This window comes from Hyphomicrobiales bacterium, from assembly GCA_017642935.1.
Lineage (GTDB): Bacteria > Pseudomonadota > Alphaproteobacteria > Rhizobiales > MH13 > MH13.
This window is the reverse complement of sequence record JAEPOK010000001.1, coordinates 103510-130506: the sequence shown is the minus strand read 5'-3', so window position 1 is coordinate 130506 and position 26997 is coordinate 103510. Positions and strand designations below refer to the sequence as shown.

At 60.4% G+C, this 26997-nt stretch carries 27 protein-coding genes; 16 read left to right on the top strand and 11 right to left on the bottom strand.

The features are described from left to right. Positions 1-2: 2 nt before the first annotated feature. Entirely contained in the window at positions 3-1277 is a 1275-nt protein-coding gene (locus JJ917_00580; GenBank protein MBO6697301.1) for a Zn-dependent hydrolase, read from the bottom strand. A 177-nt stretch (positions 1278-1454) separates the two neighbouring features. Here JJ917_00580 and rutR point away from each other — a divergent pair, with 177 nt between their 5' ends. Beyond that, complete coding sequence (rutR, locus tag JJ917_00575) at positions 1455-2069, top strand: HTH-type transcriptional regulator RutR (GenBank protein ID MBO6697300.1); 615 nt, start codon at positions 1455-1457, stop codon at positions 2067-2069. Here the strand turns inward: rutR and JJ917_00570 are convergent. Beyond that, positions 2066-2536 (bottom strand): MarR family transcriptional regulator, encoded by a 471-nt coding sequence (locus tag JJ917_00570; GenBank protein ID MBO6697299.1) that lies wholly within the window; start codon positions 2534-2536, stop codon positions 2066-2068. The two genes, rutR and JJ917_00570, sit on opposite strands and share 4 nt — an antisense overlap. A gap of 122 nt (positions 2537-2658) precedes the next feature. Here JJ917_00570 and JJ917_00565 point away from each other — a divergent pair, with 122 nt between their 5' ends. The 6 genes from JJ917_00565 to ugpC all read left to right on the top strand — a co-directional run bounded on the left by JJ917_00565 (position 2659) and on the right by ugpC (position 9808). Next, the gene (locus tag JJ917_00565; protein ID MBO6697298.1) at positions 2659-3186 is read left to right on the top strand and encodes a cytochrome b/b6 domain-containing protein; all 528 of its coding nucleotides are present in this window, start codon (positions 2659-2661) and stop codon (positions 3184-3186) included. 152 nt (positions 3187-3338) lie between these two features. Then, complete coding sequence (locus JJ917_00560; protein ID MBO6697297.1) at positions 3339-4688, top strand: extracellular solute-binding protein; 1350 nt, start codon at positions 3339-3341, stop codon at positions 4686-4688. Between the two features lie 197 nt (positions 4689-4885). Beyond that, entirely contained in the window at positions 4886-6133 is a 1248-nt protein-coding gene (locus tag JJ917_00555; protein ID MBO6697296.1) for a sugar ABC transporter permease, read from the top strand. Positions 6134-6136: 3 nt separating this feature from the next. After that, complete coding sequence (locus JJ917_00550) at positions 6137-7417, top strand: carbohydrate ABC transporter permease (protein ID MBO6697295.1); 1281 nt, start codon at positions 6137-6139, stop codon at positions 7415-7417. Between the two features lie 3 nt (positions 7418-7420). Further along, the gene (locus JJ917_00545) at positions 7421-8740 is read left to right on the top strand and encodes a hypothetical protein (GenBank protein MBO6697294.1); all 1320 of its coding nucleotides are present in this window, start codon (positions 7421-7423) and stop codon (positions 8738-8740) included. A 9-nt stretch (positions 8741-8749) separates the two neighbouring features. Next, positions 8750-9808 carry a sn-glycerol-3-phosphate ABC transporter ATP-binding protein UgpC gene (gene ugpC, locus JJ917_00540; GenBank protein ID MBO6697293.1) on the top strand — a complete coding sequence of 353 codons (1059 nt, stop codon included), beginning with the start codon at positions 8750-8752 and terminating at the stop codon, positions 9806-9808. A 39-nt stretch (positions 9809-9847) separates the two neighbouring features. On the opposite strand, the gene JJ917_00535 is transcribed toward ugpC, so the two are convergent. From JJ917_00535 to JJ917_00500, 8 genes are all read right to left on the bottom strand, one after another. Further along, a complete protein-coding gene (locus JJ917_00535) occupies positions 9848-10627 on the bottom strand; it encodes an ABC transporter permease (GenBank protein ID MBO6697292.1) in 780 nt (259 codons plus the stop codon). A 65-nt stretch (positions 10628-10692) separates the two neighbouring features. Continuing rightward, positions 10693-11490, bottom strand: a complete 798-nt coding sequence (locus JJ917_00530; GenBank protein ID MBO6697291.1) for an ABC transporter ATP-binding protein — start codon at positions 11488-11490, stop codon at positions 10693-10695. A gap of 24 nt (positions 11491-11514) precedes the next feature. Then, positions 11515-12534: an ABC transporter substrate-binding protein gene (locus tag JJ917_00525; protein MBO6697290.1), complete on the bottom strand. Its 1020-nt coding sequence runs from the start codon at positions 12532-12534 to the stop codon at positions 11515-11517. 207 nt (positions 12535-12741) lie between these two features. Beyond that, entirely contained in the window at positions 12742-14106 is a 1365-nt protein-coding gene (locus JJ917_00520; protein ID MBO6697289.1) for an FAD-binding oxidoreductase, read from the bottom strand. Next, the gene (gene hpxZ / locus JJ917_00515) at positions 14103-14495 is read right to left on the bottom strand and encodes an oxalurate catabolism protein HpxZ (GenBank protein ID MBO6697288.1); all 393 of its coding nucleotides are present in this window, start codon (positions 14493-14495) and stop codon (positions 14103-14105) included. Before hpxZ ends, JJ917_00520 begins: the two co-directional genes overlap by 4 nt. Continuing rightward, complete coding sequence (locus tag JJ917_00510; GenBank protein ID MBO6697287.1) at positions 14492-14932, bottom strand: cupin domain-containing protein; 441 nt, start codon at positions 14930-14932, stop codon at positions 14492-14494. Before JJ917_00510 ends, hpxZ begins: the two co-directional genes overlap by 4 nt. Next, positions 14929-15717, bottom strand: a complete 789-nt coding sequence (locus tag JJ917_00505; protein ID MBO6697286.1) for a cysteine hydrolase — start codon at positions 15715-15717, stop codon at positions 14929-14931. Before JJ917_00505 ends, JJ917_00510 begins: the two co-directional genes overlap by 4 nt. Beyond that, a complete protein-coding gene (locus JJ917_00500) occupies positions 15714-16946 on the bottom strand; it encodes an amidase (protein ID MBO6697285.1) in 1233 nt (410 codons plus the stop codon). The genes JJ917_00505 and JJ917_00500 overlap by 4 nt, the downstream gene beginning before the upstream one ends. 160 nt (positions 16947-17106) lie before the next feature. Here JJ917_00500 and JJ917_00495 point away from each other — a divergent pair, with 160 nt between their 5' ends. The 9 genes from JJ917_00495 (at position 17107) to JJ917_00455 (ending at position 26503) form a co-directional block, all read left to right on the top strand. Then, entirely contained in the window at positions 17107-18567 is a 1461-nt protein-coding gene (locus JJ917_00495; protein MBO6697284.1) for an NAD-dependent succinate-semialdehyde dehydrogenase, read from the top strand. A gap of 4 nt (positions 18568-18571) precedes the next feature. Continuing rightward, entirely contained in the window at positions 18572-19639 is a 1068-nt protein-coding gene (locus JJ917_00490; protein ID MBO6697283.1) for a beta-lactamase family protein, read from the top strand. Between the two features lie 180 nt (positions 19640-19819). Then, entirely contained in the window at positions 19820-21016 is a 1197-nt protein-coding gene (locus JJ917_00485) for an ABC transporter substrate-binding protein (protein ID MBO6697282.1), read from the top strand. A 164-nt stretch (positions 21017-21180) separates the two neighbouring features. Continuing rightward, on the top strand, positions 21181-22017 hold the full coding sequence (locus tag JJ917_00480; protein ID MBO6697281.1) for an ABC transporter ATP-binding protein: 837 nt from the start codon (positions 21181-21183) through the stop codon (positions 22015-22017). Next, entirely contained in the window at positions 22014-22727 is a 714-nt protein-coding gene (locus JJ917_00475; protein ID MBO6697280.1) for an ABC transporter ATP-binding protein, read from the top strand. Before JJ917_00480 ends, JJ917_00475 begins: the two co-directional genes overlap by 4 nt. Beyond that, complete coding sequence (locus JJ917_00470; protein MBO6697279.1) at positions 22727-23737, top strand: branched-chain amino acid ABC transporter permease; 1011 nt, start codon at positions 22727-22729, stop codon at positions 23735-23737. Before JJ917_00475 ends, JJ917_00470 begins: the two co-directional genes overlap by 1 nt. After that, positions 23734-25080 (top strand): branched-chain amino acid ABC transporter permease, encoded by a 1347-nt coding sequence (locus tag JJ917_00465; protein ID MBO6697278.1) that lies wholly within the window; start codon positions 23734-23736, stop codon positions 25078-25080. Before JJ917_00470 ends, JJ917_00465 begins: the two co-directional genes overlap by 4 nt. A gap of 15 nt (positions 25081-25095) precedes the next feature. Continuing rightward, on the top strand, positions 25096-25929 hold the full coding sequence (locus JJ917_00460) for a YdcF family protein (protein MBO6697277.1): 834 nt from the start codon (positions 25096-25098) through the stop codon (positions 25927-25929). Positions 25930-25966: 37 nt separating this feature from the next. Then, positions 25967-26503, top strand: a complete 537-nt coding sequence (locus JJ917_00455) for a hypothetical protein (GenBank protein ID MBO6697276.1) — start codon at positions 25967-25969, stop codon at positions 26501-26503. Here JJ917_00455 and JJ917_00450 read toward each other — a convergent pair. Next, positions 26494-26823, bottom strand: a complete 330-nt coding sequence (locus JJ917_00450) for a NirD/YgiW/YdeI family stress tolerance protein (protein MBO6697275.1) — start codon at positions 26821-26823, stop codon at positions 26494-26496. The two genes, JJ917_00455 and JJ917_00450, sit on opposite strands and share 10 nt — an antisense overlap. Positions 26824-26997 lie beyond the last annotated feature (174 nt).

Here is a 26997-nt window from a genome sequence, read left to right as displayed (position 1 = left end):
TCTCACCCAACAATCTCCGCTTTTTCCACCACCGCGTGGAACAGCACATCGGCCCCGGCGCGCGCCCAGTCCTTGGTGATCTCTTCGGCCTCATTATGCGACAGGCCATCGACGCAGGGGCACATGACCATGGCGGTTGGCGCCACACGGTTGATCCAGCAGGCATCGTGGCCAGCGCCGGAAACGATATCGCGGTGGGAGTATCCCAAACGCTCGGCAGCATCGCGGATCATGCCAACACAGCCTTCATCAAAGGCAGGCGGGTCGAATTCACCCACCGTCTCGTAGCTCAGCTCTACGCCAATCGCCTCGCAGAGCTTGGGTGCTTCTTCTTCAAACCGCGCCACCATGCGCTGCAGGCGTTCCAGCTCATGGCTGCGCATATCAACGGTGAAAACCACCTTGCCCGGAATGATGTTGCGGCTGTTGGGATAGACATCGATATGGCCAATCGCACCGACGGCGTTGGGCGCATTGTCCATCGCGATCTCGTGCACCAGCTCGGTGATCCGCGCCAAACCACGGCCGGCATTCTTGCGCATCGGCATCGGTGTTGAGCCGGTGTGGCTCTCCTTGCCGGTCACCGTGCATTCAATCCAGCGCAGCCCCTGTCCGTGGGTGACAACGCCAATATCCTTGCCCTCAGCTTCGAGGATCGGGCCTTGTTCGATGTGCAGCTCAAAGAAAGCGTGCATCTTGCGATCGCCGACTTTTTCGTCGCCCTTCCAGCCTATCCGCTTCAGCTCATCGCCGAACTTTTTTCCCTCAGCATCGGTGTGCTCATAGACATCGGCCTGGTCGAGAACACCGGCAAACACACCGGACGCCATCATGGCCGGGGCGTAGCGCGTGCCCTCTTCATTGGTCCAGTTGGTGACGACGATGGGATGCTTGGTCTTAATGTCGAGATCATTGAGCGTGCGCACGATTTCCAGGCCGCCAAGCACGCCGAGAACGCCGTCATACTTGCCGCCGGTCGGCTGCGTATCGAGGTGCGATCCGACATAGACCGGCAGCGCATCGGGGTCGGTGCCCTCACGGCGCATGAACATGGTGCCCATCTCATCGACGCCCATGGTGAGGCCAGCCTCTTCACACCATTTTTGGAAAAGCCTACGACCCTCAGCATCCTCATCGGTCACCGTCTGTCGATTGTTGCCGCCAGCGATTCCCGGACCGATCTTCGCCATATCCATCAGCGAATCCCAAAGGCGCTCCGGATTGATCCGCAGATTTTCTCCAGGTTGGTTTCCTGACTGATTGCCCACTGAACCCATTGCGTTCCCCTCTGGTTCAAATCGGTTTGGGGCAGTGAAGACCGCAAACGGCCCCACGTCAAGATTTTGACCATTTGGTCGAATGTTGGTGGCCGTTCCAACAGCGTAGGGTTGCGTCCCGAGAGATCTAAGCGCTAGCGTCGCTTCCCGAAAACAACTGCGCATTGGCCGACACGCTTGAACAAACACAGCCGCATTCAACTGGAAAACCGAGCCGCAATTGCCGAGGCGGCGGTCAGCGAGTTTTCGTCACGTGGCTATCACGGCGCGACCATCGACGCGATTGCCGACCGGGCGGGCATGTCCAAGCCCAACCTGCTCTACTATTTCCCCTCCAAAGAGGCGATCTACAGAACGGTTCTGGAACAGATCGTCGAAGAGTGGCTGTCGCCGCTGATGACGCTCGACCCCGCCGCTGATCCGGTGGAGGAACTGCGCCGCTACATCACGCTGAAAATGCGCATGTCCGCCGATCGCCCGCAAGCGTCCAGGCTTTTTGCCTCGGAGGTTCTTGCCGGCGCGCCGATCCTGAAAGACTTTCTGGAAACGCGGCTGAAGTCGCTGGTGGAGGAGAAAGCCACCATTCTTCAGGGCTGGATCGATGCGGACAAACTGGCGCCAGTTGATCCGGTGCATCTCATCTTCATGATCTGGGCGACCACCCAGCACTATGCCGATTTCGAAGCCCAGATCGACGCCGTCACTGGGGGACAGTCGAAACGCTCCGGCTTTTACGAGCAAGCCTCGCAGGCGGTGCTGTCGATCCTGCTCAATGGCGTCAAACCGCGCTAGACGTCGGCAAGGCTGTTGTCAGCAAGTACCTTGCTGAGGAGCGCAATCATCTGCGATCGTTCGGCGGATGACAGCCTAGCCATCAAACCACCATTCACGCCGTCGATGATCGTGAGCAGGGTCGGTATCAGCGCCTTCGCCTTGCCGGTCGCGTGCACGGTGTTCGACCGCCGCGACCTGGGGTCCGTCCGCCGCTCCAGATAGCCATCACGCTCCAGGGAATCGATGGCCCGGCTGATCGCATAGGCAGGCGCACTGAACCGCTCACCGATTTGCGTCTGCGACAGCCCGTCTTGCTCAACCAGCGCCATGACGATGGCGAAGCTTTGCACGGTCAGCCCATGGGGTTCCAAGGCGCGGTTCATTGCCCGATCCAACTGCCCTGCCAGCCGCTGAATGTGCCAGCCGGCGCTGCTGGTGCGCGTGGCGCGGACCTGCTCGCTCAACTCATCGAATCCAACCGTCATGCCACCTCGCCTCTTGGTCAGAACGCCATAGGCAGAAATATCGCATTCAGCAACATTTGCATATTGCAACAAAAAAGAGATTGAGCTAATAGGGCGTATCAACACCGCAAAGGACGCATGCCATGACCCGCTACCATCCCGCCCTTGTGACACTTCATTGGCTCTTGGCACTGTTCATTATCGCTGCGCTTTTGATCGGCAATTTTGCGCTCGATCCAATTCCGGAAAGCGACCCGGCCAAAATCGACGCCTTGCGCTCTCACATGATTGGCGGCGCGGTGATCCTCCTGTTGATGCTGGTACGCCTGGTCGTGCGACTGCGGACCGAGCATCCGCCGGAAGCCGATATTGGCATCCCAGCCATAAACCGCGTTGCGCGGCTGGCGCATTGGGCGCTCTATCTCTTGGTGTTTGCGATGGTGGGTTCCGGCATCGCGATGAGCGTGCTTGGCGGCCTTCCCCCGATTGTTTTCGGCGGATCTGGCGATCCATTGCCAGTGTTTGACGAACTCGCACCTCGGGCCGCCCATGGCTTCTTTGCAGCCGCGCTTGCAGTGCTGATCCTCGGTCATATCGCGGCAGCCTTTTACCACGAACTGGTACGTCATGACGGGCTGATCAGCCGCATGTGGTTCGGCAAGCGAAGCTAACTGCGAGGAACCCGGCCAAGGTTGCCTGCCTAATTGTTGGGCTGGACGAGGGAAATTTCATCGCCTACGTTTTCTCCCGAACCTCGATCAACGAGGTCAAGCGCGGCGTGGGGCACTCCTCGAAAGCGCTTCCAATTCTAGGGAGATGATCAATGAAAAGAACAACCCTTACCATCAGTGCGCTTTTGGCCGGCACCTTCTTGGCGTCCGCCGCAAGCGCTGAGACGATCCGCTTCTGGACGACCGAAGAGCAGCCCGAACGCCTTGCTATCCAAGAGCAGATGGCCGCTGACTTTTCTGCCGCCACCGGCAATGATGTGCAGGTTATCCCGGTGTCGGAAAACGAGCTGGGCACCCGCGCTACTGCAGCCTTCGCCGCCGGTGACCTGCCCGACGTGATCTATCACACGCTGCAATATGTCCTGCCTTGGACCGAGGCCGGCATCCTTGACCCGGACGCCGCCACCGACATCATCGATGATCTGGGCGACGACACATTCGCACCCGGCGCTCTGGAAATGGCCGAGATCGACGACGATCTCTACGCCGCTGTGCCAGTGGACGGCTGGACGCAAATGGTCGTCTACCGGACCGACCTGTTTGAGGCAGCCGGCCTGGAGCCGCCAACCTCGTACGCCAACATTTTGGCCGCCGTTGAAGCACTCCACAATCCACCGGAGGTGTTCGGCTTTGTCGCCGCGACAAAGATCGATGAAAACTTCATGAGCCAGGTGCTAGAACATGTGTTCCTCGCCAATGGCGTCTCCCCTGTCGACGATGATGGCTTCGAGCCGCTGGACGAAGACTCCACCATCGAAGTGTTGGAGTTTTACAAAGCCATCGCCGAGGCCTCTCCTCCGGGCGACCTTTTCTGGCAGCAATCGCGTGAGCTGTACTTTGCCGGCCAGGCCGCGATGATCATCTGGTCACCCTTCATCTTGGATGAACTGGCCGGTCTGCGCGACAGCGCGCCACCAACCGTCAATGATGATCCAACCTCGCGCGAGCTCGCCTCTAATACGGGTGTCGTGACCACCATTTCTGGCCCATCCAATCCGGATGGCGCGGCCTGGGCGGACATCCGCTATCTCGGCATTACATCGGGCGCAAACCTTGATGTGGCACAGGACTTCGTCGCCTACTCGATGAGCGAAGGCTACATGTCGACGCTCTCCATCGCGCCGGAAGGCAAGTTCCCCGTGCGTCGCGGCACCGAGGACAACCCGACTGAATTTGTTGATGGTTGGTCGATGCTGGATGTGGGTGTGGATCGCCGGGCGCCCCTGTCTGATCTCTATCCAGAAGAGGTCATTGGCAGCATCGTCGCTGGCCTTGAAACCGCTGATCGCTGGGGCGTGACCGAAGGTCAACTCTCCATTGCTTCGCAGATCATCAACTCGCAGATTATCAACCGCTATGTGCGCGAGTTCATCGATGGCGAGCGTGACGCCGCCGCGACGGTTGCGATCATCAACGACGAGTTGGCTGCCGCCGTCGAGTAGGCACCAACGAAAGACGCTAGATGCGATGCTGCCCTGAATGGGCGGCATCGCCCTCCCCCTCTGGCACCCTTGTTTGCGACCAATTCTTTGCTTGAACGCACCGGGTGAATGCCGTGTCGATTGCTGACTCCTCCTCAGGCCCGCCCAAAGGCTCCGGCCCCATATCCGCCCTTGGCCCGCCCAAGGGGTCGGGACCTATGCGCAAACGCGAGGCGCGGCTTGCCTTCAACATGCTGCTGCCGACGGCGCTGATCGTGGTCTTGGTCGTGCTAGGCCCGCTGCTCGCCAACTTCTGGATTTCCGTCAAACCGGTCGAGTTGGCTGATCTTCGCGCGCCCAGCATGCTACTTACCGAGCGCTTTCGCGGCGACGCTGAGGCTGTTGGCGATGAGGTCGAGCTTGAATATCGCATGCGCAACTCCTCGCCCAACCAACCGGTGCGTGATGCGGCCTTCACTGACCAAATTCCAGAGGGCCTGACGGTCACCGGTCTTGACGAGCGCTGCACGCTGACCGGCCGTGAGCTTTCCTGCGCGTTGGGCGATCTGGAAGGCGGCTTCCGCGAGCGCTTTCGCTTGCAGGCCGAGGTCACCCAGGCGTTCCTCGACAACCCGATCGACGTTCGCCAAACCGAGCCGAATGTCACGGGCTCCGGCGTCAATGTGCTCACCAGCTTTGATTTCACGCTTGAGAACTTTCAGCGCGTTTTTGACAGCTCCGAGTTCTGGTTCGTGCTGCGCGTCACCATCTACTATACCGTGTTCTCCACCGCAGGCGCGCTGGTGGTTGGACTGTTTGCTGCGCAACTGATGAACACCGCCTTCAAGGGTCGCGGTATTCTGCGCGGCCTTTTCCTCTTTCCCTATGTCGCGCCGGTGATCGCGGTTGCCTTCACCTGGCTCATCCTGCTCGATCCGTTTTCCGGCACGATCAACGCGATGCTGGTCGAGATGGGGCTGATAGGTGCGCCGATAAACTTCTTCGGGACGCGTGAGGTGGATGTCACCATCTTCGGCTTCACCTTCGGATTCCCGGTCGCGCTTTCCACGGTGATCGCGTTCGAAGCCTGGCGGTACTTCCCGCTCTCTTTCCTTTTCATCCTGGCAGCGATGCAATCGGTCTCCGCAGAGATGTACGAGGCCGCCGAGATGGACGGCGCCACACCGCTGCAACAGTTCTGGTACCTGTCGCTGCCGCAATTGGTCGGCATCCTATCGGTGCTTTTCCTTCTGCGCTTCATTTGGACCTTCAACAAATTCGACGACATCTTCCTGCTGACTGGTGGTGCAGCGGGCACGCGCACGCTGACCGTCCAAGTCTACGAGCAGGGCTTTGCCCTCTCCAACCTTGGTGCAGGTGCTGCGGTGGCCGTGGTCGTCTTCTTCGTGCTTTTGGTCTTCGCACTCGCCTTCTTCAGGTTCTCACCCAAAGAGGGAGGGGCGTAAGCCATGGCCATCGCAGAAACGTCCCCAGCGCCTGCCCCGGCACAGTCCGGTTTTAACTTCGGCGCAGGCACCTTGATCAGCGCGGTCATCGGCGCCTTGGCGGGCTTCGTGGTGATGATTGTGGTCGGGGTGACGCTCGGCCTCATCACCGGCGCCTTTGCCTCACCGCCCGCCGGCGCTGCCGCGCTCGCAGGCCTGGTCGCAGGCGCTTACATCAGCGCACTCGACCCCAAGTCCCGCGCCACCAAACGCTCCCGCGCCATCGCTTTCATACTCTTCTTGATCGTCCACTTGCTGGCAACGTTCGCCATGCCCTTCGGCCTGCCGATGGACGCCGTCGCGGTTTGGCAAGGCATTGCGCTCGCCATTCTCGGAATGCTGACCGTTATCGGTACGACGCTGATGATCGGCGATCTGCCATCGGGCAAAGTCTCGCGTTACATGGCTGAAGCGGCCTTTATCCGCACCATGAAGGGCCTTGGCTATGTGATCTTCACGGTCATGGTCGCCCTGCCCTTCTATGTCATGGTGATGACCAGCCTGAAGAACCAGGCGGAGCTTTTGGCCAACCCACTCGACCTATCCATCGATCTCAGCCAGGGCTTTGCCGGCCTTTTCTCCAGCTATTACGAGCTGTTCACCCAGTTCAATTTCGGGCGCTATCTGCTCGTCTCGTTCATCGTCTCGACGGCAACGGTGATCCTGACACTGCTCTTTTCCATCCCCGGCGCCTATGCCGTGGCGCGGCTGCGGTTCAAAGGCCAGCACGCCTTTGCGCGCTCGATCCTCTTAATCTACATGGTGCCGGCCATCGTGCTGGTGATCCCACTCTACGCGGTGTTCTCGCAGCTTGGCTTGCGCAACTCGCTGCTCGGCCTGTTGATCGTCTATCCGGCAACCACGGTTCCAGTGGCGCTTTACATGCTCAAAGGCTATTTCGAGGGCATCCCGGCGGAGTTGGAAGAGGCCGGACTGATGGATGGGCTGACGCGGTTCGGCGTGATCGTCAAAATCACCCTGCCGCTCGCCCTGCCGGCCCTCGCCTCAGTCTCGCTCTACGTCTTCATGATCGCCTGGAACGAGTTTCTCTTCGCCTTCATGTTCCTCGATGACCCGAGCATCTTCACGCTCTCGCGCGGTGTCGTCTCGCTCAACTCCTCCGAAGTGCCACGTCAGCATTTGATGGCCGGTGCCGTGGTGGCGACCGTGCCAGTGCTCGTCGTCTTCCTATGGCTGGAGCGGTTCCTGGTAGCCGGGCTCACCGCCGGCAGTGTGAAAGGCTAGCCCGTGTCCGCAGCAGAAAAACTGGACTTGGATGACGCTGCGCTGTCGCGGCAGGCGCAGGCGATCATCACCGGCAATGATCGCGGTGGGTACACCGTGCCAACGGCGGGGCTTTACCCCTACCAATGGAACTGGGATTCAGCGATCGTTGCCATGGGCTTCGCCGCCTTCGATCTGGATCGCGCTTGGACGGAGATCGAAACGCTCGTTGCCCATCAGTGGCCCGACGGGATGATCCCGCACATCGTCTTCCACAAGGAAGCGCCGACCTATTTCCCCGGCCCGAATGTTTGGGACACCGGACGCCCTGTGCCGACGTCTGGGCACTCGCAGCCACCGGTAGCCGCCTTCTGCGCCGAGGAACTGCTCTCCCGCGACAACGGCCCGCTCGGCCAGGCCCGCGCGGCGCGCGTGTTCGATGCGCTTATGCGCTGGCACCGCTGGTGGCACGATTACCGTGACCCCGGAAAGCTCGGCATTGTTGCCGTTACCCACCCTTGGGAATCGGGCCGCGATAATTCTCCTGATTGGGATGAGGCGCTGAAGGCCGTCGATGGCTCCAAGGTGGCGCCCTATGAGCGACGCGACTTGAAGCATGTGGATGCCAAAATGCGGCCAACCAAAGAAGAGTATGACCGTTACATTGCGCTGGTGGAGTTTGGTCGTTCGCTCGGTTGGAACGCCCGCGACATCGGTCAGCGCAACCCCTTCTTCGTCGCTGATCCCGGCACCACCTTCATCCTTCTGGCCGCCGACCGGGCGCTGCTGCGCATGGCGCATGTCTTGAAAAAGATCGACGACATCCCAGTCATCGAAGAATGGATCGCCCGCGCAGAAGCCGGCGTGGACCGCCTGTGGGATGCAAGCCAAGAAACCTTTGCCGCGCTTGACCTGCGCACCTCCAAACATGGCGGCGGTGTCTCCAATGCGGCCATGCTCTGTTTCTTTGCCGGTGCTGGTTCAGACGACCAACGCGCGGCCATGCTGGGCCATTTCAGGCGCATTCGCGCAAAGACCGGCTATGGCGTTGCCAGCCACGATCCCGATCAGCCCAACTTTGATTCCATTCGCTATTGGCGCGGCCCAGTCTGGGCCTTCATGAACATGATGATTGGCAAGGGGCTGAGCGACCAAGGTTATGCGACCGAAGCCCAGCAGGTTTGGGACGACACCCGCGCGCTGATGTCCAATTTCGGTTTTGCCGAATATTTTGATTGCAATGACGGCTCACCAGCTGGAGGCGGCGCGTTCTCCTGGACGGCCGCCACATGGCTGCAATACGCCGCGGACGGAGCCCCTTGGGCTCCACAGAACAAAGAGTAGAGGGTTCCAATGGGCGCGATTGAACTCAAAGCGGTTGAAAAATGGTTCGACGAGTTACAGGTCATCAAGGGTGTGGACCTGACCATCGACGATGGAGAGTTCGTCGTTTTTGTCGGTCCGTCAGGCTGTGGGAAATCGACGCTCCTGCGGCTTATCTCCGGCCTGGAAGAGACCTCGCGCGGTGACATTCTGATCGACGGCAAAAGCGTTGTTTCGGCGCCACCATCGCAGCGTGGTCTTGCAATGGTGTTCCAGTCCTATGCGCTCTATCCGCACATGTCGGTGCGCGAGAATGTCGGGTTTGGTCTGAAAACAGCCGGCAAACCGAAAAGCGAAATCCAAGAGAAAGTCGATTATGCAGCGAGCATCTTGAAGCTCGATGATTATCTCGACCGGCGACCCAAAGCGCTGTCCGGCGGACAGCGTCAGCGTGTTGCCATCGGGCGCGCCATTGTGCGTGAGCCCAGTGCGTTTCTATTCGATGAGCCGCTTTCCAACCTTGATGCGGCGCTACGCGTCGAAATGCGTTTTGAAATCGCCAAGCTGCACCAAAACCTTGGCTCGACGATGATCTATGTGACCCATGATCAGGTCGAGGCAATGACGCTGGCCGACAAGATTGTCGTGCTCTCAGCTGGCCAAATCGAACAGGTCGGCTCGCCGCGCGATCTCTACGATCATCCGGCCAATCTGTTCGTCGCCCAGTTCATCGGCTCACCGAAGATGAACATCATTCCTTGCACGACGGTGGCGGAGAACTTCAAGATTGACGGTCATGGAACCGGCAGCTTCCCGCAGCACACAACCGGTCGCAAGGCAGTGAAGCTTGGCATACGCCCGGAACATATTCAGCTCGGCGATCCGGCCTATGCGCACATGCAAGGCCGCGTCGATGTGGTCGAGTATCTTGGCGCCGACACCTATCTTTACGTGACACCCAAAGGTCACGAGACCATGATCGTGCGCGTGGCAGGCACCGAGACCGTGAAGGTGGGCGATGAGGTCGCGCTGGTCTTCGAAAAGGACTTTATCTGCTTCTTCGACGAGGACGGCCAGGCGATACGCTAGACTGCAATACGATAGACTGCGATCCGTTAGATCGGCCCTTTAGCTGCCCGCCGCTGGCCCATCCATTTCGCGCATCGACCACCCGGTCATCCGCTTTTCCACCGCGATGGCAATCACATACATGATGACGCCCATGATGGCGGTTACCAGCAGTCCGGCAAAGACCAGCGGCACTTCGAACCGCGAGCTTGCCACGATCATGAGATGACCGATGCCTTTGTTGGAGGCCACCGTCTCGGCGATGATCGAGCCGACAAACGCCACCGTGATCGCGATCTTCAGCGAGGCGAAGAAGTAGGGCAGCGAGCGCGGTATACCGACCTTGACGATGATGTCGCGTTTGGAGGCACCCAGTGCCCGCAACACGTCTTTCAGCTCCGGCTCAACGGTCGCGATCCCCGTCGCAACGTTCACTAGGATCGGAAAGAAGGAAATGAGAAACGCGGTGATGATGGCCGGCACCGTACCGATGCCAAACCAGATCACCAGGATCGGCACGACGGCCACTTTCGGGATCGAGTTGAAGCCGATCAGCACCGGATAAAAGCCATTGTAGATCAGGCTCGACGAACCGATGATGATCCCGGTGACAAGGCCAAAGACGATGGCGATAGCAAAGCCCACGACCGTCGTCATGGCGGTTTGCGCCGCATTGTCCAGGATCGGCACCCGCCACTGCCACATGGCCTCAAAGATTACTGAGGGCGCAGGCAGAATGAACTGCGGAAAATCAAAAACCCAAACGGCGAATTCCCAGAACACAAAGAGGCCGATTACCACCGCCCAGGGCATAATCCGCTCAAGGGTCTTGGCCGACATATGAAAGCCGGAAGGTGCCTTGTCAGCGCTGGGTGACGTCGCCTGCGGTGCTGTCGTATCGGCCATCAGGCGGCATCCTGTCGAGCGGTGTAGATGTGGTCGCGCAGATCGTGCGCGATGTCGCCAAAGTCCGGGCGGAAGGTGATATCGAGATCGCGCGGACGGGCAAACTCAATCTCGCGCTCATGGATGATGCGCCCCGGTCGCGAACTCATCACGTACACCTTGTCGGCCAGATAAACCGCCTCGCGCAGATCGTGGGTCACCAGGATAACGGTGGGGCTTTTGGTCATCCACACTTCTTGCAGAACCCCCCACAGCTCCTCACGGGTGAACATGTCGAGCGCTGCAAAGGGTTCGTCGAGCATCAGCAGAGCTGGTTCATGGATCAACGCCCGGCAGAGCGACACCCGCTGCTGCATACCGCCGGACAACTGCCATGGGTATTTTTCATCGAACCCCTCAAGGCCGACAAGCTTTAATAGCGCCCGCGCTTTGTCCTTGAAGTGGCTTTTTCGCCGGCTCATCTCCGAGCGATAAGGCTGGGTGATCTCCAGCGGCAGCATCACATTGTCGAGCGTCGTGCGCCACGGCAGCAAGGTCGCTGCCTGGAAGGCCATGCCGACAATCGACAGGGGACCGGAAACGGTTTGCCCGGCGACGGAAACGCCGCCGGAGGTCACGGGCCAAAGCCCGGACATCGCTTTCATAAGGGTGGACTTGCCACAACCTGACGGGCCGACAACGGCGATGAACTCGCCCTTGTCCACCGACAGGTTCATACCCGACAAGGCGAGCGTGCCGGTGGCTTCACCACCATAGCGCAGCGCCACATTGTCGATATCGACAAATCCAGTCCCCATGTAACCGCCTCCAGGCTTTCGGTGTTACGGCAGCATACGCTCTTCAGCCGGTGGCAGATAGGCATCGCTGAAGATGTCATCTACACTCAGCACGTTGGGCAGACCGTAGGCATCCTCAACCGACGCGATGGAGCGCTGGAAGTACTCCGGATCGATGGTGGAGATGCCGCTTTCGACCACCGCGGGCGTGGTGATCATTTCTTCCATGGTGATCCGCCAACGACGCAGCTCAACCTCTGGATCGGTCAGCGGCTCATGGTCGACCAAAGCTTCCATAGCGGCCTCTGGATCAGCCATGGCCATCTGCACACCATTGATCATGCAACCCACGACCGTGCTGACCGCTTCCGGGTTTTCTTCGGCAAACGCGCGGCTCGTCAGGATCGAAGTGGAGTAAAGTTCCACATCATAATCCTTGTAGCGGAACACCCGCTGCTCATCGGTGGCCATGCCCAGGCGATCAAGCGAGATCGTCGAGGACGTGATGAAGCCGGTGATGCCATCGGCCTCACCACGCACCAACATCGGCTCGCGCAATTCAGGGCTGACCGAGATCCACTCGATGGTGGAATCATCAATGCCTGTGGCAGCGGCGAAGATCGGGAAGAGCTGGCGGCCCGCATCGAAGTCAGGCGCGGCAAGCGTTGTGCCCTCAAAATCAGCGGGTTCGGTAATCTCACTGTCAGCAGCAACCACGGCCACCAGCGGGGAACCGGCAAAGAGCACCGCAACGGCAATCAGGTCGCTGTCAGGGTTTTCAGCCCGGAATTTGATGGTCGGGTTGATGTCGGCCAGGCCCATATCATAATTGCCGCCTGCCAGTTCCACCGGCACACGACCGGACCCAAAACCGCGGTCCATCGAAATGTTGACGCCGCCTTCTTCAAAGCAGCCGGAGTTCCGCGCCATCAGCGCGAAAGCCTGCGGACCCTGCCAGGCCCAATCCATCATGAACCGAATATCGGTGGCGGCAGCGGACGTTGCACCCAATCCAACGCTCAACGTCGCGGCCACTACGGCGCGTCCCATCATCTTGCGACCCATTGCTGTTCTCCTCATTCTTGTTGATCCAGACCGAGATCGGCCCCTGCGCGCGCCTTACGGCCGCGCGCCTGACCCACGGGTAAAGGTCAGGAAAAACCAGGACAAGCAGCGAAAAGCGCGAGTCCTGCACATTTATCCATCATGCCCAACATTCATTCCCGATGCACAGCCTTTTGCCGAAAAATGAGGCAATGCTAATCAAACCCCTCACGGAATTGCCGGAACATAGCTTGGCATCTTGCCAGGGTTCAAAAGCCCATGCGGGTCAACTTTGGCCTTGAATGCCAACTGATCGCCAGGCACGCGTTTGTGGCGCGAGCCGTCTTCGACGGTGAAGACATGCGGGTTGGCGACCGGCACGCCGACCTCCTCGTGCAGCGCGATAATCTCAGCAAGTCGCTCCGGCGACGTGTACGGCCAAAGCTGCGCACCATTGGCGGCCAGCTCACCCTCATAACGGATGAACTCCAAATGCATCGGCAGTTCATCACCGAGCGCATTATGCATCTTCGTCGCCGTTTCGATGATGCGCCCTGGGGGAAACAGCGTCTGCAAATAGGAGAGGTTCCGGTTCTCTTTCAGCGCGTGCAGCGTGGTGTGACCCCAGGCCATCTCATAGATCGGCAAACGTTTGGGATCGGCCTCGCGCTCATCGGAAGGTTCCGACAGGATGACAGGTTTGGTCTCGAGTTTTTCCAAATCGCGACTGTCGATCATCATCAGAACTGCACACTGCCCCGCCTCCAGTCCCGGGATCAGAGGGCGCAGATAGTGAGCGCAGCTCGCCACATGAAACGACACCAGCCGCTTGGCGATGGCATCATTGGCCGCCACATCGTGCGCATAGGCAAGTGCCTCGTCGAAATCGGCAAACGCGGCAACAACGTCCTGCCAGGGCCGCGCCGGCTCCAAAGGGGCGGACACATCCACCACGATGCCGGTCGAGCCGAAGGTACGGTTGACCAAGTTGGTGTCGAGACCTCCCAGCATGATGATCTGCGGCTCTTCCTCAAGGGTGACGACCGTGGCGCCATGAAGATTGCCTGCTTCGCGCAAACCGCCCCAGGTCACCGACCCGATGCCACCGGACCCGCCGCAGAAATAGCCACCGATGGTTGCCATCTTTTTGGTCGAGGGGTGCATACGTAGCTCCAACCCCTGATCCCGCGCCGCCTGTTCCACCGCATCGACCTTGGCGCCGGATTGCGCCTTGAACCCATCCGAGCCGACGCGCTCAATCGCCGTCATTTGCGAAAAATCGAGCACAATGCCGCCAAAAAGCGGAACGGCCTGCCCATAGGTCCCGGTGCCAAGGCCGCGCACTGTCACCGGGATGCGATGTCGCGCCGCCGCCGCGGCAATCTGCATGACATCGTCAATGCTCTGCGGCACAGCGACCAGATCGGCCACTTTTCCATCCAGGGCCGCCTTGGCGATGGGGCTGAACCAATAATAGTCGCGACTTCGCCGCTTCAGCGTCACCGGATCATCAAGCAGCGTGATGCCCGGCACTGACGCACGAAAACCCGCCAGATCGTAAGCTTCGCGATCCTGCAAATAGGCCACCGTCACGCTTCGCCCTCCACCGGCTCGCGCAGCGAAACATGCGCGGCGACCACCTTCCAGCCATCTGGCATCCGCACCCAGCTCTGTGATTGGCGGCCAATTTTATCGGTTCCCTCGCGGATGAACTCGGTGTTGGCGGTCGCAAAGTCCGTTCCAAAGGTCGTGATAACGGTACGACGTAGCGTGCGGTCCAATCCCGCGGACGGGCGCGCCTTGCGAAACGCCAGGATTTCGTCCTGCCCGTAAAGGCTCTCCGCCGGACCATAGCGAATGGTATGCGGCGAGCCCCAAAACAGCGCATCAAGAACGGCGACATCATTGCCGATCAGCGCCGCTTCATAGCGTGCAAACGCCGCCTCAACCTCCACCAAGACTGCGGGGTCGTTGATCGTCATGCGGCCACCGGCATGCGCCGCGAGATCACGGCCAGGTCTTCCTTCGTCAGCGGCACCTCTTGCCCAGAATGGATCAACTCCGCAAATTCTTCATTGGGCACCATCGCGCAGAGCGCATAAAGCTTGCCCGCGCCGGTGTTCTCCACAATGTGCTCCTTGCCCGGCGGAATGAGCAGCGATGACCCGGGCGCCAGATCGACCTCCACCCCATCGCAATAGCCCTTGCCAGTGCCTTCCAGGATGAAGAAGAACTCATGGGCAATGCTGTGCGTGTTCGGCGGCGTGGCCCCGCCTTTTTCGTAGATCTCAACAATGAACGTGAACGGCACGCCCTCGGCCACCGGGTCAGCAAGACAGGCGAAATAGTTCGTGTCGTCGGGGCTGATTTTGTAAGCCTTCAGGTCAGCGGGTGATTTGGCGACCACCTGTCCGGTCATGATGTCTCTCCTTCTATGCCGGCAACAAAGGCGGTCGATGTCAGAGTGAAACCGAAGATTTGCCGTGCGTTGTGCAACGTCGCCTGCATGCAGAAATCGGGGTTTGTCGTGGCGCTCGCATCTTCAAAGAGCAGCGTGTCGTAGCCAAGGAAACTGGCATCGGCGAGCGTGTGCAGCACGCACTGGTCGGCGTTGACGCCGCCGAAGAACAGCGTGTCGACCTTCAAATTGCGCAGAATGCTGTCGAGCGGCGTGTCCCAAAACCCAGACATGCGGTACTTGTCGACGAAGATATCGCTCGGCTCGGGTTCCAGCGGATCAACGATCGCCGCGCCCCAGCTATCCTTTTCAAGCACCAGCGCCTTGCGCGGTCCGACGGCATCGCCAAGACCGCCGCCACTGCCCGCGCCATCGTAAACATGCCGCAGGGCTGGCGAGATGTTGGCCAAGTCCTGCCGGTTGCCCCAGTTCACCCAGATGACGGGCATGGCCACCAATCGTGCGGCTGAAAGCACCTGCTGCAAGGGCGCAATGGCAGAGCCCGCGCCGGTTACATCGACACCAATACCGGCAAGCCAGCCATCGGCATGGCAAAAGTCGTTCTGCATGTCGACAATGATCAGCGCGCTGCGCGCCAAATCGATCCGGACCGGTTTGGGATTGGCTTCGATCTCAACTGGACGTGGCGGCGTAAGGTCTCGCACCAGATCGGCTGCATCCTCGCCCACCTTCCAACGGTTGCGCGGGTTGGGTCCCAGCGGTGTCAGGCCCTCAAAACGGCTCATAGACCCTCCAGATCAAGGCCAACGCCGAGCAGCACTTCGTCAGCTCCCGACCAGCCAACCAACCCCAAGCCAAGGGGACCATCGGCGGTGGTCAGCGCAGGGATCGCCAATTGCGGCAGGCGCCCAAGGCCGGCTGGCGAAAGAATGTCCAGCGCGCGGTTGCGGACGGCATCAAGCGCTGGGCCTTGCAGCCCCTTCAGCGGCGCGACGCCCGCAGCGCCCGGCACCACAAGCAAGGTTCCTGGCAACAGCGTTCCGGCGAGATAGGCCGCGATATCCTCGCGTCTGGCCTGGGCTTGCGCGACTTCGTCCGCATCCAACCCACGAGCGTAAGCGAAACGATCCTTGATCCCTGGCCCAAGATCGGGCTGCTCGGCGATCACCCAGGGCCCGTGCACCTGCCAGGCTTCCGCCGATTGGCACACCCGGAACACGCCGCGCCACGCCTCCAGATCACCCAGATCGCCGTCGTGCGGCGCCAGAACGGTTGTCTCCAGATGCAATCCGAGCCGCTCGGCCAAAAGCACGGCTTTGGCGAGCAAAGCATCGCGGACAGTCCCGTCCACCCGCGCAAACATGTCTTCGGCCAGCAGCAGCCTTTCCGGTGCGGCGCCAACGCCACCATCTGTCATCAAAACCGCGCCGATCTTGGCCATCAATTCTGGAGACTTGGCAAACCAACCAACCGTGTCAAAGCTCGGTGCCAATTGCACCGCCCCACCGAGATCGATCCGTCCATGGGTTGGGCGCAGACCCCAGATGCCGCAATAACTTGCCGGAAGCCGCACCGATCCGCCGGTATCTGAACCCAGACCGATCTCCGCCAAACCACCAGCAACCGCCGCCGCCGACCCGGCCGATGACCCTCCAGGAATGCGCCCGGGTGCTGCCGGATTGACCGGCGTGCCGTAATGCGCGTTCTCGCCGTTCAGACTCCATGCCAACTCGTCGGTCAGCGTTTTGCCCACAAAGCGGGCACCAGCCTCCAGCAACGCGTCAACAGCAGGCGCGTGCCTTTCGGTATCCGGAGTACTTTTCAACCAAACCGGCGATCCTGCGCCGGTCTTCAATCCCGCCACATCGAACAGGTCTTTGACCGCCAGCGAGTGCCCGCTCAGCGGGCCATTCTGTGGTTCGACGGCGTAACCCTCAAGCGCATAGGGGGCGTGCGCCATGAAGGCGCCAAGCGGATCGGGTGATATGGACGTGGGTTGGGAAAAACGGATCATGAGAACTCTCTAAAAAGACATCCGAGCAAGAGGGATGCCAAGTGGTGCGGGCACACGGTCAATGAACGTCAGCAGATCGAAATCATAGGGCGGGGCCTCGTCGGATGAGCCGGCGTGGCATAGGTAATGACCAACGATCCCTCTTAACACATGGACAATCATGGCTGACGCAGCACACTCCACCCATTCCGGCTACACCGCCCCTGCAATGCTGATCGACGGTCAATGGACCCAAGGCAGCTCAGGCAAAACCCAGGCCGTGATCAATCCGGCCACCGGCGAAACCCTCGCCGACCTACCCCATGCCAGTGCCGCCGATCTCGATCGCGCGCTGGCGGCAACCGACAAAGGCTTCAAGGCCTGGTCGCAGAAAACGCCCGCCGCGCGTCAGGTGATCATGAACAAGGCCGCCGATCTGATGGAGGAGCGCAAGACCCACATCGCGCAGGTGTTGACGATGGAGATGGGCAAACCGCTGCCGGAAGCGAAAACCGAGATCAGCTTTGTGATCGGCGTGACCCGCTGGTGCGGCGAGGAAGGCAAACGCGCCTATGGACGGTTGATCCCGGCGAGCGTGCCGAACACGCGTTACGCCGCGGTACGCGAGCCCGTCGGCCCGGCCTGCGCCTTCACGGCCTGGAACTTCCCCGGATCGAACGTCATCCGCAAGGTCGCCCATAGCCTCGGCGCTGGATGCTCAGTGATCATCAAGCCATCGGAAGAAACGCCGGGAACGGCCATCGAAATCGCCAAATGTTTCGTTGAGGCCGGTGTGCCCGATGGCACCGTCCAGATGGTCTTTGGCGTGCCCGATGATATCTCTCGCCATCTGATCGCCTCGCCGATCACCAAAAAGCTCTCCTTCACCGGCTCGGTGCCGGTCGGCAAGCATCTTGCCAAGCTCGCCGCTGATTCCATGATGCGGGTCACGATGGAACTGGGCGGCCACGCGCCGGTTCTGGTCAGCGCCGACGCCGACCTTACCAAAGCCGCCGACATGATCCACGCCTTCAAGTACCGCAATGCCGGCCAGGTCTGCATCTCGCCGACCCGGTTCTTAGTGGAACGCAAGGTCTACAGCGATTTCGTCGATGCGATGACCGAACGCTCAAAAACCGTGAACGTCGGCAACGGGCTGGAAAAAGGTGTGACCATGGGGCCGCTGATCGCCGAACGACAAGTCGAACGCATGGAAAGCCTGGTCCAGGATGCCCGCGCAAAAGGTGCGACCATCACAACGGGCGGCGAGCGCATCGGCAACCAAGGCTCGTTCTACGCCCCAACCGTGCTTGCTGACACCACCGATGAGATGGAGATGATGAACGAGGAGCCGTTCGGCCCCGTCGTCCCGATCTCGCCGGTCGACAGCCTGGATGAGATGATCGCCCGCGCCAACCGTCTGGATGTCGGATTGGCCGGCTACGCTTTCACCACCAACGGCCACACCGCCGAGCGTCTGTCGAAGGAAGTCCAGGTCGGTATGCTCGGCATCAATTCGACCGCCATTTCGCTGCCCGAGACACCGTTCGGCGGAATCGACGAGTCCGGTTATGGCCATGAAGGCGGCATAGAAGGCCTTGATGCCTACCAGCGCACAAGGCTAATCGTTGAGGCACGGTGATCTGATGCGCTGGCGTGCCTCTACACTTCTGCTTGTCGTCGGCCTGTTGGCCGGCCCGGCTTTTGGGCAAGCCAGCGACGAGGCGGAGCTTCAAGCCCTGCTGTCAGACTGGCTGGCGGAGGAGAGCGTTCCTGGCGGTGTGCTTCTCGTCTCAGGCCCGTACGAGCGCTACCTGGTCGCCGCCGGCCTTGCTAACATCGAAACCGGCGAGCCGGTTACCGAGGAGACGCGCTTTTACGCGGCGTCCACCGGCAAGATGATGGTTACCGCCGCCATACTCACCGCCGTCGACGAAGGGCGCCTGTCCTTAAGCGATCCCATCGATGGGTTCGTCGCGACCATCAAAGGAGCCGACCAGCTTGACCGAGCAGGCCCGGTCACCATCGAACAGCTGTTGAACCATTCAAGCGGCCTGCCGGAATATCTCAACGAAGCGTTCGCCGAGGCGTCCTTTGAAAACCCGGACAATCGCTGGACCCCAGCCGAGGCCCTGACGTTCGCTTATGTTGAGAGCGCTGTTCCGGCCGGGACGCGTTTTGAATACACCAACACCAATTACGTCATCCTTGGGCACATTCTCACCGTTTTGGACGGGTCGCTCGCCGAATCCCTCCAGCGTTGGGTGTTTCGCCGCGCCGACATGGGCGCCTCGACCATCGGCGCACCGCCAGACCCGGGCGATGCCTTCGCCCATGGCTATGACGATGACGGCCAGGATGTCAGCGCGCTCGGCTGGAACAGCGTGTTGGGGGACGGGCCGGTGATCACCACCGCATCCGACCTTGAGGCCTTTGCCCGCGCTCTGTTTGCAAGCCAGCGCATCGTGTCCTTTGCAAGCCGCGATGACATGGTTCAGCCCTCGGACCTTGATCCCAATTATGGCCTTGGCGTGAGCGTCGAGGAGGATGAGTTCGGCGTTTGGTACGGCCATGCTGGCGGGTATGACGGGTTCGAAGCCGACCTTCGCTACTACCCGGCGCACGATGTGGTGCTGACCTATCTGATCAATGGCAATCAGCGCTCAAACGCCTCGCTTTTGGACGAGGCAGCAGCCTGGTTTTTCGGCGGCTAGCCCGCTTTGCCGGACCCATCGCTGTAAACCACGCAAACAAATCAACGGTTGCGCCACTTCAGCCACTTGAATTAAGGAAAAGCACGCGTAAACACCCGGCTTGCGGGCGCTTGCGCCACAACAAGAAGAAAAATTCGCGCCAAAAGGCACGACCGCGTCGTCTTCACAGGGAAAATCAACATGAAAAAAGTACTTCTCGCTGGTCTCAGCACCGCTGCTCTCATTACCGCAACAGCCGCGATGGCTGATGATCATGAAGTTAAGTTGGGCGTCATTCTTGGCTTCTCCGGCCCGATTGAATCGTTGACGCCTGACATGGCCGCAGGCGCTGAACTGGCCATGAGCGAAATCAGCGACTCTGGAAATTTCCTGGATGGCAAGACCGTGTCTTCGGTCCGCGCCGATAGCACCTGCATCGATGCCGCCGCCGCCACCGCGGCTGCAGAGCGTTTGATCTCCGCTGAAGGTGTGGCCGCGATCATGGGCGCTGACTGCTCCGGCGTAACCACCGCCATCATCAACAACGCGACCGTCCCGCAGGGCATCGTCAATATCTCGCCATCGGCGACCTCGCCTGCGCTGACGGACATCGAAGACAATGGCCTGTTCTTCCGAACTGCGCCGTCTGACGCACGTCAGGGCATCGTTTTGGCTGAAGTTGTGATGGATCGCGGCATCGACGAAGTCGCTGTGACCTTCACCAACAACGACTATGGCCAGGGCTTCGCTGATGCCTTCGTTGCGGCCTTTGAAGGCATGGGCGGCACCGTCACCCTGTCGGCTCCGCACGAAGATGGCCGCGGCGACTATTCGGCTGAAGTTGGCGCGCTGGCTGCTGCTGGTGGCGACGCATTGGTCGTGCTCGGCTATGTCGACCAAGGTGGTCTGGGCGTGATCCGTTCCTCCATCGACACCGGCGCCTTCGACACCTTCGTTGGCGGCGACGGCATGTTCGGCACGTCACTCGTCGACAATCTTGGCGCGGATCTGGAAAGCTGGTTCGGCACGCTGCCAGGCTCGGCTGTTGGCGACGACAACCCATGGCCAGCTGTTGCTGAAGCCGGTGGCGTTAACGACGAAGGTCCCTTCGTCGGCCAGTCCTACGATGCAGCGGCCCTTATCCTGCTCGCCATGCAGGCCGGCGGTGAAGCAACCTCTGAAGCCGCTGCGGCCAACATGATGGACGTCGCCAACGCACCTGGTGAGCCAATCGCAGCCGGTGAACTTGCCCGCGGCTTGGAAATCCTGGCGGCTGGCGGCGACATAGACTATGTCGGCGCGACAGGCGTTGAGTTCAACGATGTTGGCGAGCCTTCCGGCGTGTTCAACGAGTTTGAGCTGATGGACGGTTCGCTGGACACCGTGCGCACCCGCTAAGCACATCGCATCAGATTGCAGCACGATAAGCTATGGCCGTCCCTCAAAGGGGCGGCCATAGTGCATCCGCGCTGGAGCGTTTTGAGCAAGATGCCTAGTTCGGATTTGACCCGAGATAGGCGCCAGTTTTGCATCCAAAAACGCGCAAGAGTATTGGAGCAGCCATGATCCGCGTCACGGATCTGCACAAGCATTTCGGCGGCGTTCATGCCGTTGATGGCGCTTCCATCGAAATCAAAACCGGCACCATTACCGGCCTGATCGGCCCGAATGGCGCGGGCAAAACAACCCTGTTCAATGTCATCGCCGGCGCCTTCCCTCCCACGTCAGGCAAGGTCGAACTGGACGGGGAAGACATAACAGGTCTGCCCGCCCACGAGCTTTTCCACAAAGGCCTGCTGCGCACTTTCCAGATTGCTCATGAGTTTTCCACGCTCACCGTGCGCGACAATCTGATGATGGTGCCGCCGGGCCAGCCTGGCGAGTCGCTACTCGGCGCCTGGTTCAAACCGACCGCGGTGCGCAAGAGCGAAGCGGAAATTCGCGACAAGGTCGATGAAGTTCTGGAGTTCCTGAGCCTCACCCATTTGGTGGAGGAACGCGCCGGGAACCTGTCAGGTGGTCAGAAAAAGCTGCTCGAACTTGGCCGCACCATGATGGTGGATGCCAAGATCGTTTTTCTCGACGAAGTTGGCGCCGGCGTGAACCGCACGCTGCTCAACACCATCGGCGATGCGATCATCCGCCTCAATGAAGAGCGCGGCTACACCTTTTGCATGATCGAACACGACATGGCGTTTATCTCTCGCCTCTGCGACCCCGTCATCGTGATGGCCGAGGGCAAGGTTCTGGTTGAAGGCAAGGCCGAAGAGGTGCGCAAAGATGAGCGCGTCATCGAGGCTTATCTCGGCGTCGGGCGCAAGCAGGCCGCCAAACATGAGGGCGAAGCGCCCAGCCAGATTGGCTCTGGCCAAGCTTCTGAGAACGAGGCACCGGCATGACCCTCCTCAAAGCCAACAATATGCGCGGCGGCTACGGCGCTGCTGATATCCTGCAAGACTGCACCATCGTCTGCGATCGCGGCGAAGTCGCCGTCATCGTCGGTCCCAATGGCGCCGGCAAATCGACCGCCATCAAGGCCATTTTCGGCATGATGGGCCTGCGCGAAGGCGAAGTGAGTTTCGACGGAACGACCCTCAATGGCATGCCGCCGCAGGCGCGCGTTGAAGCCGGCATGGGCATGGTTCCCCAGACCAACAACGTGTTCCCCGGCATGACAGTGGAAGAAAACCTGCAAATGGGAGCTTTCCTGCGCGAGGATGGCGGCGCGGGCGTCATCGACAAGGTCTATGAGCTGTTCCCTGCGGTCCACGACAAGCGCAACCAATTGGCAGGCGAGCTGTCCGGTGGTCAGCGTCAACAAGTCGCCGTTGGTCGCGCGATGATGACAGAACCGACGCTGCTGATCCTCGATGAGCCGACCGCCGGCGTCTCGCCTATCGTGATGGACGAACTGTTCGACCGCATTTTGGAGATCGCCAAAACCGGCGTTGCCATCCTGATGGTTGAACAGAACGCGCGCCAGGCATTGGAGATCGCCGACACCGGCTACGTGCTCGTTCAAGGCCAGAACCGTTACACCGACACCGGCGCGGCGCTCCTGGCCGACAAAGAGGTGCGCGCAACGTTTCTCGGCGGGGACCAGTCCTGATGGAACTCGCCAACGCTCTGGTTCTGCTCGCCAATTTCGTTCTCATCCCAGCCGTCACCTATGGCGCGCAGCTCGCCCTGGGCGCGCTTGGAATTACGCTGATCTACGCCATTTTGCGCTTCGCCAACTTTGCCCATGGCGACACGATGGCCTTCGGCACCATGCTGGCGATTTTCATCACCTGGGGTTTGCAGGCATTAGGCATATCACTTGGCCCGCTGCCCGTCGCACTGCTGGCACTGCCAATTGCGATCCTGGGCACGGTTGGCATGGTGCTCGCGACCGACAAGGTGATCTACAAATTCTATCGCGACAAACGGGTCGACGCGGTCATCTTCGTCATGGTGTCGGTTGGCGTCATGTTCATGATGAATGGTCTGGTGCGCATTTTTATCGGCACTGGCGACATCAACTTTGCTGACGGGTCACGCTTCATCATCCGCGCCCGCGAGTTCCGCGACATGACGGGGCTTGATGAAGGCCTGGCGCTTCGCACAACCCAGATGATTACCATCGTTGTGGCCGTATCTGTGATGGCGGCGCTTTTCTGGTTTCTGCAAAAGACCCGCACCGGCAAATCCATGCGCGCCTTTTCCGACAATGAGGATTTGGCCCTGCTTTCCGGCATCAAGCCGGAGAAGGTTGTCATGGTCACCTGGATCCTTGCCGGCGCGCTCGCGACCATCGCCGGCGTGCTCTATGGCCTCGACAAGAGCTTTCGACCGTTCACCTATTTCCAGCTTCTCCTGCCGATGTTCGCCGCGGCCATTTTGGGCGGTATCGGCCAGCCAATCGGCGCGGTCGTCGGCGGCTTTGTCATTGCGTTTTCCGAGGTGGCCGTCACCTACGCCTATCGCCGCGTCTTCGAATATCTCGGGCCGGAGGGTTTCGAGGTCGATGGCCTGATGCAGCTGCTCGAAACCGAGTACAAATTTGCCGTCTCGTTCATCCTTTTGGTGATCGTACTCTTGGTCAGACCCACCGGCATCTTTAGGGGGCGCATCGTATGAGCGGAGCAAGCAACTCCCCAGCGCGCGTCGCTGCCGCCAAGCCGACGCTTTGGCAAAACCCGATCTTGCTGTTCTCGATCATGGGCGCGCTTCTCGTGTTTACCGGCTTTGCCCAAAGCTGGTTGCTGGCGCTCACCATCCTTCAGCTCTGCATCATCTCCGCCATCATGACGCTGGGTGTGAATGTGCAGTGGGGCTATGCCGGGCTGTTTAACGCCGGCACCATGGGCTTCGTTGCGCTGGGCGGCTTGGCGGCCGTTCTGGTGGCCGCTGATCCTGTACCAGAAGCCTGGGTCGCCGGCGGGTCGGGCATCGGTCTGTCCGCCCTGATCATTTGCACCACCATCGCCGCCGTCGTTCTTGCCCGCGCTTATCTCAAGGGACTGGCCCGTTTTCTCGCCACGGTGATCTTTCTGATCGTCGGCTACATCGTTTTCGGCCAGGTTTTCGGGCCTGCCACCGATGCCATCGAGGCGGTGGACCCGGCGCAATCGGGCTATCTCGGCGGCATGGGCGTTTCCATCCTGATCGGCTGGCTGCTTGGCGGTCTGCTGGCGGCCGGTGCTGCTTGGATCATCGGCAAGATCGCCATCGGTCTGCGCTCGGACTATCTGGCGATCGCCACGCTGGGCATCGCTGAGATCATCTTGGCTTTCATCAAGAATGAGGACTGGCTGTCGCGTGGCGTGAAAAATGTCACCAGCCTGCCGCGTCCAGTCCCCTATGAGGTCGATCTTCAGACAGACCCGGCCTTCATTGAGCTGGCCACGAACTGGGGCATGGAGCCAAACACGCTGGCGGGGATCGCGGTTAAACTCGCCTTTATCGGGCTCTTCACCGCCGTGCTGGTCGTCCTGGTTTACCTCGCCGAACGCGCGTTACGTTCGCCCTGGGGCCGCATGATGCGCGCCATCCGCGACCAACCCAACGCGGCGTCCGCCATGGGTAAGGACGTCAAACGCCGCCACTTGCAGGCCTTCGTCATTGGCTCGGCTATTTGCGGCATCGCTGGCGCCATGCTGGTGACTGTGGATGGGCAGTTCACGCCGGGCTCGTACCAGCCACTGCGCTTCACCTTCCTGGTATTGGTCATGGTCGTGGTCGGTGGGTCGGGCAACAATTTCGGTTCGATCCTCGGCGGCTTCCTGATCTGGTTCGTCTGGGTCCAGTCGGAAGCGGCCGGTTTCGCGCTCGTCAATCTGCTCTCCAGCGGGCTTGATCCGAACAGTTGGTTGGCCGGTCACCTCACGCAGGCCGCCCCGCATCTGCGTCCGGTGCTGATGGGCCTCATTCTGGTGCTCGCTCTGCGCTTTGCGCCACGAGGCTTGATACCTGAACGATAGGCAGGGATAGGCCGGATGAGCGATCTAGATCTCCTGCCGTCGAAACTGCTTAGCACGCTCGTGCGACCAGATTTCTGGCTTTGGCTCGGGCTCTTAACCGCGCTCTGGGCCTCTTGGCGCGGTTGGCGCAAGATTGCCACATGGGTGCTGGTCTCTTTGGTGGTGGCCGTCACCTTGGTTGGCTTTGTGCCAGTGGGGCATCTCTGGCTCGCGCCACTTGAGAACCGCTTTTCCACCAACCCCGGCCTTGCCGGCCCTCCCAGCGCAATCATCGTTCTAGGCGGCGGCGAAGACATCCGCACCAGCGCGGCCTGGAACGCGCAGAATGTGAATAGCGCGGGCGACCGGATCCTGCATGCCATCCGACGCGCCAATGACTTTCCGGAAACGCCGGTGCTCTTCACCGGCGGCGCCTTTGATCCGACGGGCGATCCGCTTTTTGTAGGCAGCGCTGAACGCGTGGGCGAAATGCTGCAAGCCTCTGGCGTAGCGCCAGAGCGTGTGAACATTGGCGCGGTTGCGCGCACCACCGCCGAGCACCCGGCAGACATTACCGCTTTTTTGGAGGAGCAGGGATATGAGCCAACGGCAGAGGCGCCACTGCTGCTGATCACCAGCGCCTTCCATATGCCCCGCGCGATCGGTGTCCTCTGCGCGGCAGGCTTTGAGCACATTGTGGCCGATCCGACCGATCACCGCACAGTGCCCGGCGCGCGATGGCAGGAAAGAATTCGATGGGGCTACGCAGGCAATCTCTCGGACCTTCAACTCGCTATCCGCGAATGGGCTGGTCTCGTCGCTTACCAACGTGCGGGGCACACCGATGCCCTGCTTCCCGATGGTTGCTGACACTTTCCACCCCCCCTTGCCACCTCTCGCCCTATCAGTGCGCCAACCGTCTGCCTGGGCGATCATCCACGGCGGCAAGGTCATCGAGAACCGCTCCTTGGGGTCGATCCGGTCGGGCAACATGGATTGCCGCCGTATCGCCATCCATGCAGCTGTCGGCCTCACCGAAAAAGAGTACCGATGGAGCCTGCACAAATTCCACGAACTTGGCGTTGCTTGCCCGCCGCCGACTGACCTGCCGCGCGGCGCGATCATCGGCAGCGTCGATGTGGTGGACATTGTGTCGGCCAGTGACAGCCCGTGGTTCAGCTCGCGGCCGGGCAATCATGGTTTGGTGCTGGAAAATCCGGTGCCCTGCGATCCCATCCCGTCCAAGGGAAAGCTCGGCTATTTTTCTTGGGAGCCAGCCGGACAGCTGGCTGAACCTGCGCCCTGGATGCGCGGCTACGGCGCCCCGAACAAAGACGACCAAACACTTAGCCTTTTCGATGAACTGGAACCAAGCTTCAAATCGCCGCCTAAGAAGCCGTGGGGCGAGGATAAAAAGGCAAGGATTAGCGGCCCCTATTCATAGGGGCCGCCAACCTCCACAACCTGGCCATCTGGCAGGACCAGTTGGTCCGCATAGATCTCTCTTGGCAGGTCATCGTCCAGTTGCCCTTTCACCGTGATAACCTCGCCGACGCTCACTGGCATGCGATGCGGGCCGATATAGACGCGGATGGTGCCGGTCGAGTCTCGAAACACAAAAGTGTCGTCATCGGTCACCCTTTCGACAGTGCCTTTTAGAGCTGCCTGTTCATAGGGTTGAAGCTGATCAACTGTCGTCAGCTCATAGGCCAACGCCGAGGTCGCCAAAACGGAAACCGCGGCGAACAACGCAAGTCTAGTCAATGGCAACAGCCAGAAGAACCAGCGCAACAATCGCTGCGAGTGCGAAAGCCCATGTCGGAGCCGTCAAACTGAGCGGTTTCTTCAGGAAACTCATCACGTCTTGAGTCTCCGGCTGCTGATCTGTTGTGCTTTCAGCTGAGTTTTGCGGTTTATCCGTCGGCTGGACGTCTGTCA

Coding starts and splice junctions, on each gene's coding strand:
- JJ917_00580 (MBO6697301.1), bottom strand. CDS start 1,277: ATGGGTTCAGTGGGCAATCAGTCAGGAAACCAACCTGGAGAAAATCTG.
- JJ917_00570 (MBO6697299.1), bottom strand. CDS start 2,536: ATGACGGTTGGATTCGATGAGTTGAGCGAGCAGGTCCGCGCCACGCGC.
- JJ917_00565 (MBO6697298.1), top strand. CDS start 2,659: ATGACCCGCTACCATCCCGCCCTTGTGACACTTCATTGGCTCTTGGCA.
- JJ917_00560 (MBO6697297.1), top strand. CDS start 3,339: ATGAAAAGAACAACCCTTACCATCAGTGCGCTTTTGGCCGGCACCTTC.
- JJ917_00555 (MBO6697296.1), top strand. CDS start 4,886: ATGCGCAAACGCGAGGCGCGGCTTGCCTTCAACATGCTGCTGCCGACG.
- JJ917_00550 (MBO6697295.1), top strand. CDS start 6,137: ATGGCCATCGCAGAAACGTCCCCAGCGCCTGCCCCGGCACAGTCCGGT.
- ugpC (MBO6697293.1), top strand. CDS start 8,750: ATGGGCGCGATTGAACTCAAAGCGGTTGAAAAATGGTTCGACGAGTTA.
- JJ917_00535 (MBO6697292.1), bottom strand. CDS start 10,627: ATGTCGGCCAAGACCCTTGAGCGGATTATGCCCTGGGCGGTGGTAATC.
- JJ917_00530 (MBO6697291.1), bottom strand. CDS start 11,490: ATGGGGACTGGATTTGTCGATATCGACAATGTGGCGCTGCGCTATGGT.
- JJ917_00525 (MBO6697290.1), bottom strand. CDS start 12,534: ATGGGTCGCAAGATGATGGGACGCGCCGTAGTGGCCGCGACGTTGAGC.
- hpxZ (MBO6697288.1), bottom strand. CDS start 14,495: ATGACGATCAACGACCCCGCAGTCTTGGTGGAGGTTGAGGCGGCGTTT.
- JJ917_00510 (MBO6697287.1), bottom strand. CDS start 14,932: ATGACCGGACAGGTGGTCGCCAAATCACCCGCTGACCTGAAGGCTTAC.
- JJ917_00505 (MBO6697286.1), bottom strand. CDS start 15,717: ATGAGCCGTTTTGAGGGCCTGACACCGCTGGGACCCAACCCGCGCAAC.
- JJ917_00500 (MBO6697285.1), bottom strand. CDS start 16,946: ATGATCCGTTTTTCCCAACCCACGTCCATATCACCCGATCCGCTTGGC.
- JJ917_00495 (MBO6697284.1), top strand. CDS start 17,107: ATGGCTGACGCAGCACACTCCACCCATTCCGGCTACACCGCCCCTGCA.
- JJ917_00490 (MBO6697283.1), top strand. CDS start 18,572: ATGCGCTGGCGTGCCTCTACACTTCTGCTTGTCGTCGGCCTGTTGGCC.
- JJ917_00485 (MBO6697282.1), top strand. CDS start 19,820: ATGAAAAAAGTACTTCTCGCTGGTCTCAGCACCGCTGCTCTCATTACC.
- JJ917_00480 (MBO6697281.1), top strand. CDS start 21,181: ATGATCCGCGTCACGGATCTGCACAAGCATTTCGGCGGCGTTCATGCC.
- JJ917_00475 (MBO6697280.1), top strand. CDS start 22,014: ATGACCCTCCTCAAAGCCAACAATATGCGCGGCGGCTACGGCGCTGCT.
- JJ917_00470 (MBO6697279.1), top strand. CDS start 22,727: ATGGAACTCGCCAACGCTCTGGTTCTGCTCGCCAATTTCGTTCTCATC.
- JJ917_00465 (MBO6697278.1), top strand. CDS start 23,734: ATGAGCGGAGCAAGCAACTCCCCAGCGCGCGTCGCTGCCGCCAAGCCG.
- JJ917_00460 (MBO6697277.1), top strand. CDS start 25,096: ATGAGCGATCTAGATCTCCTGCCGTCGAAACTGCTTAGCACGCTCGTG.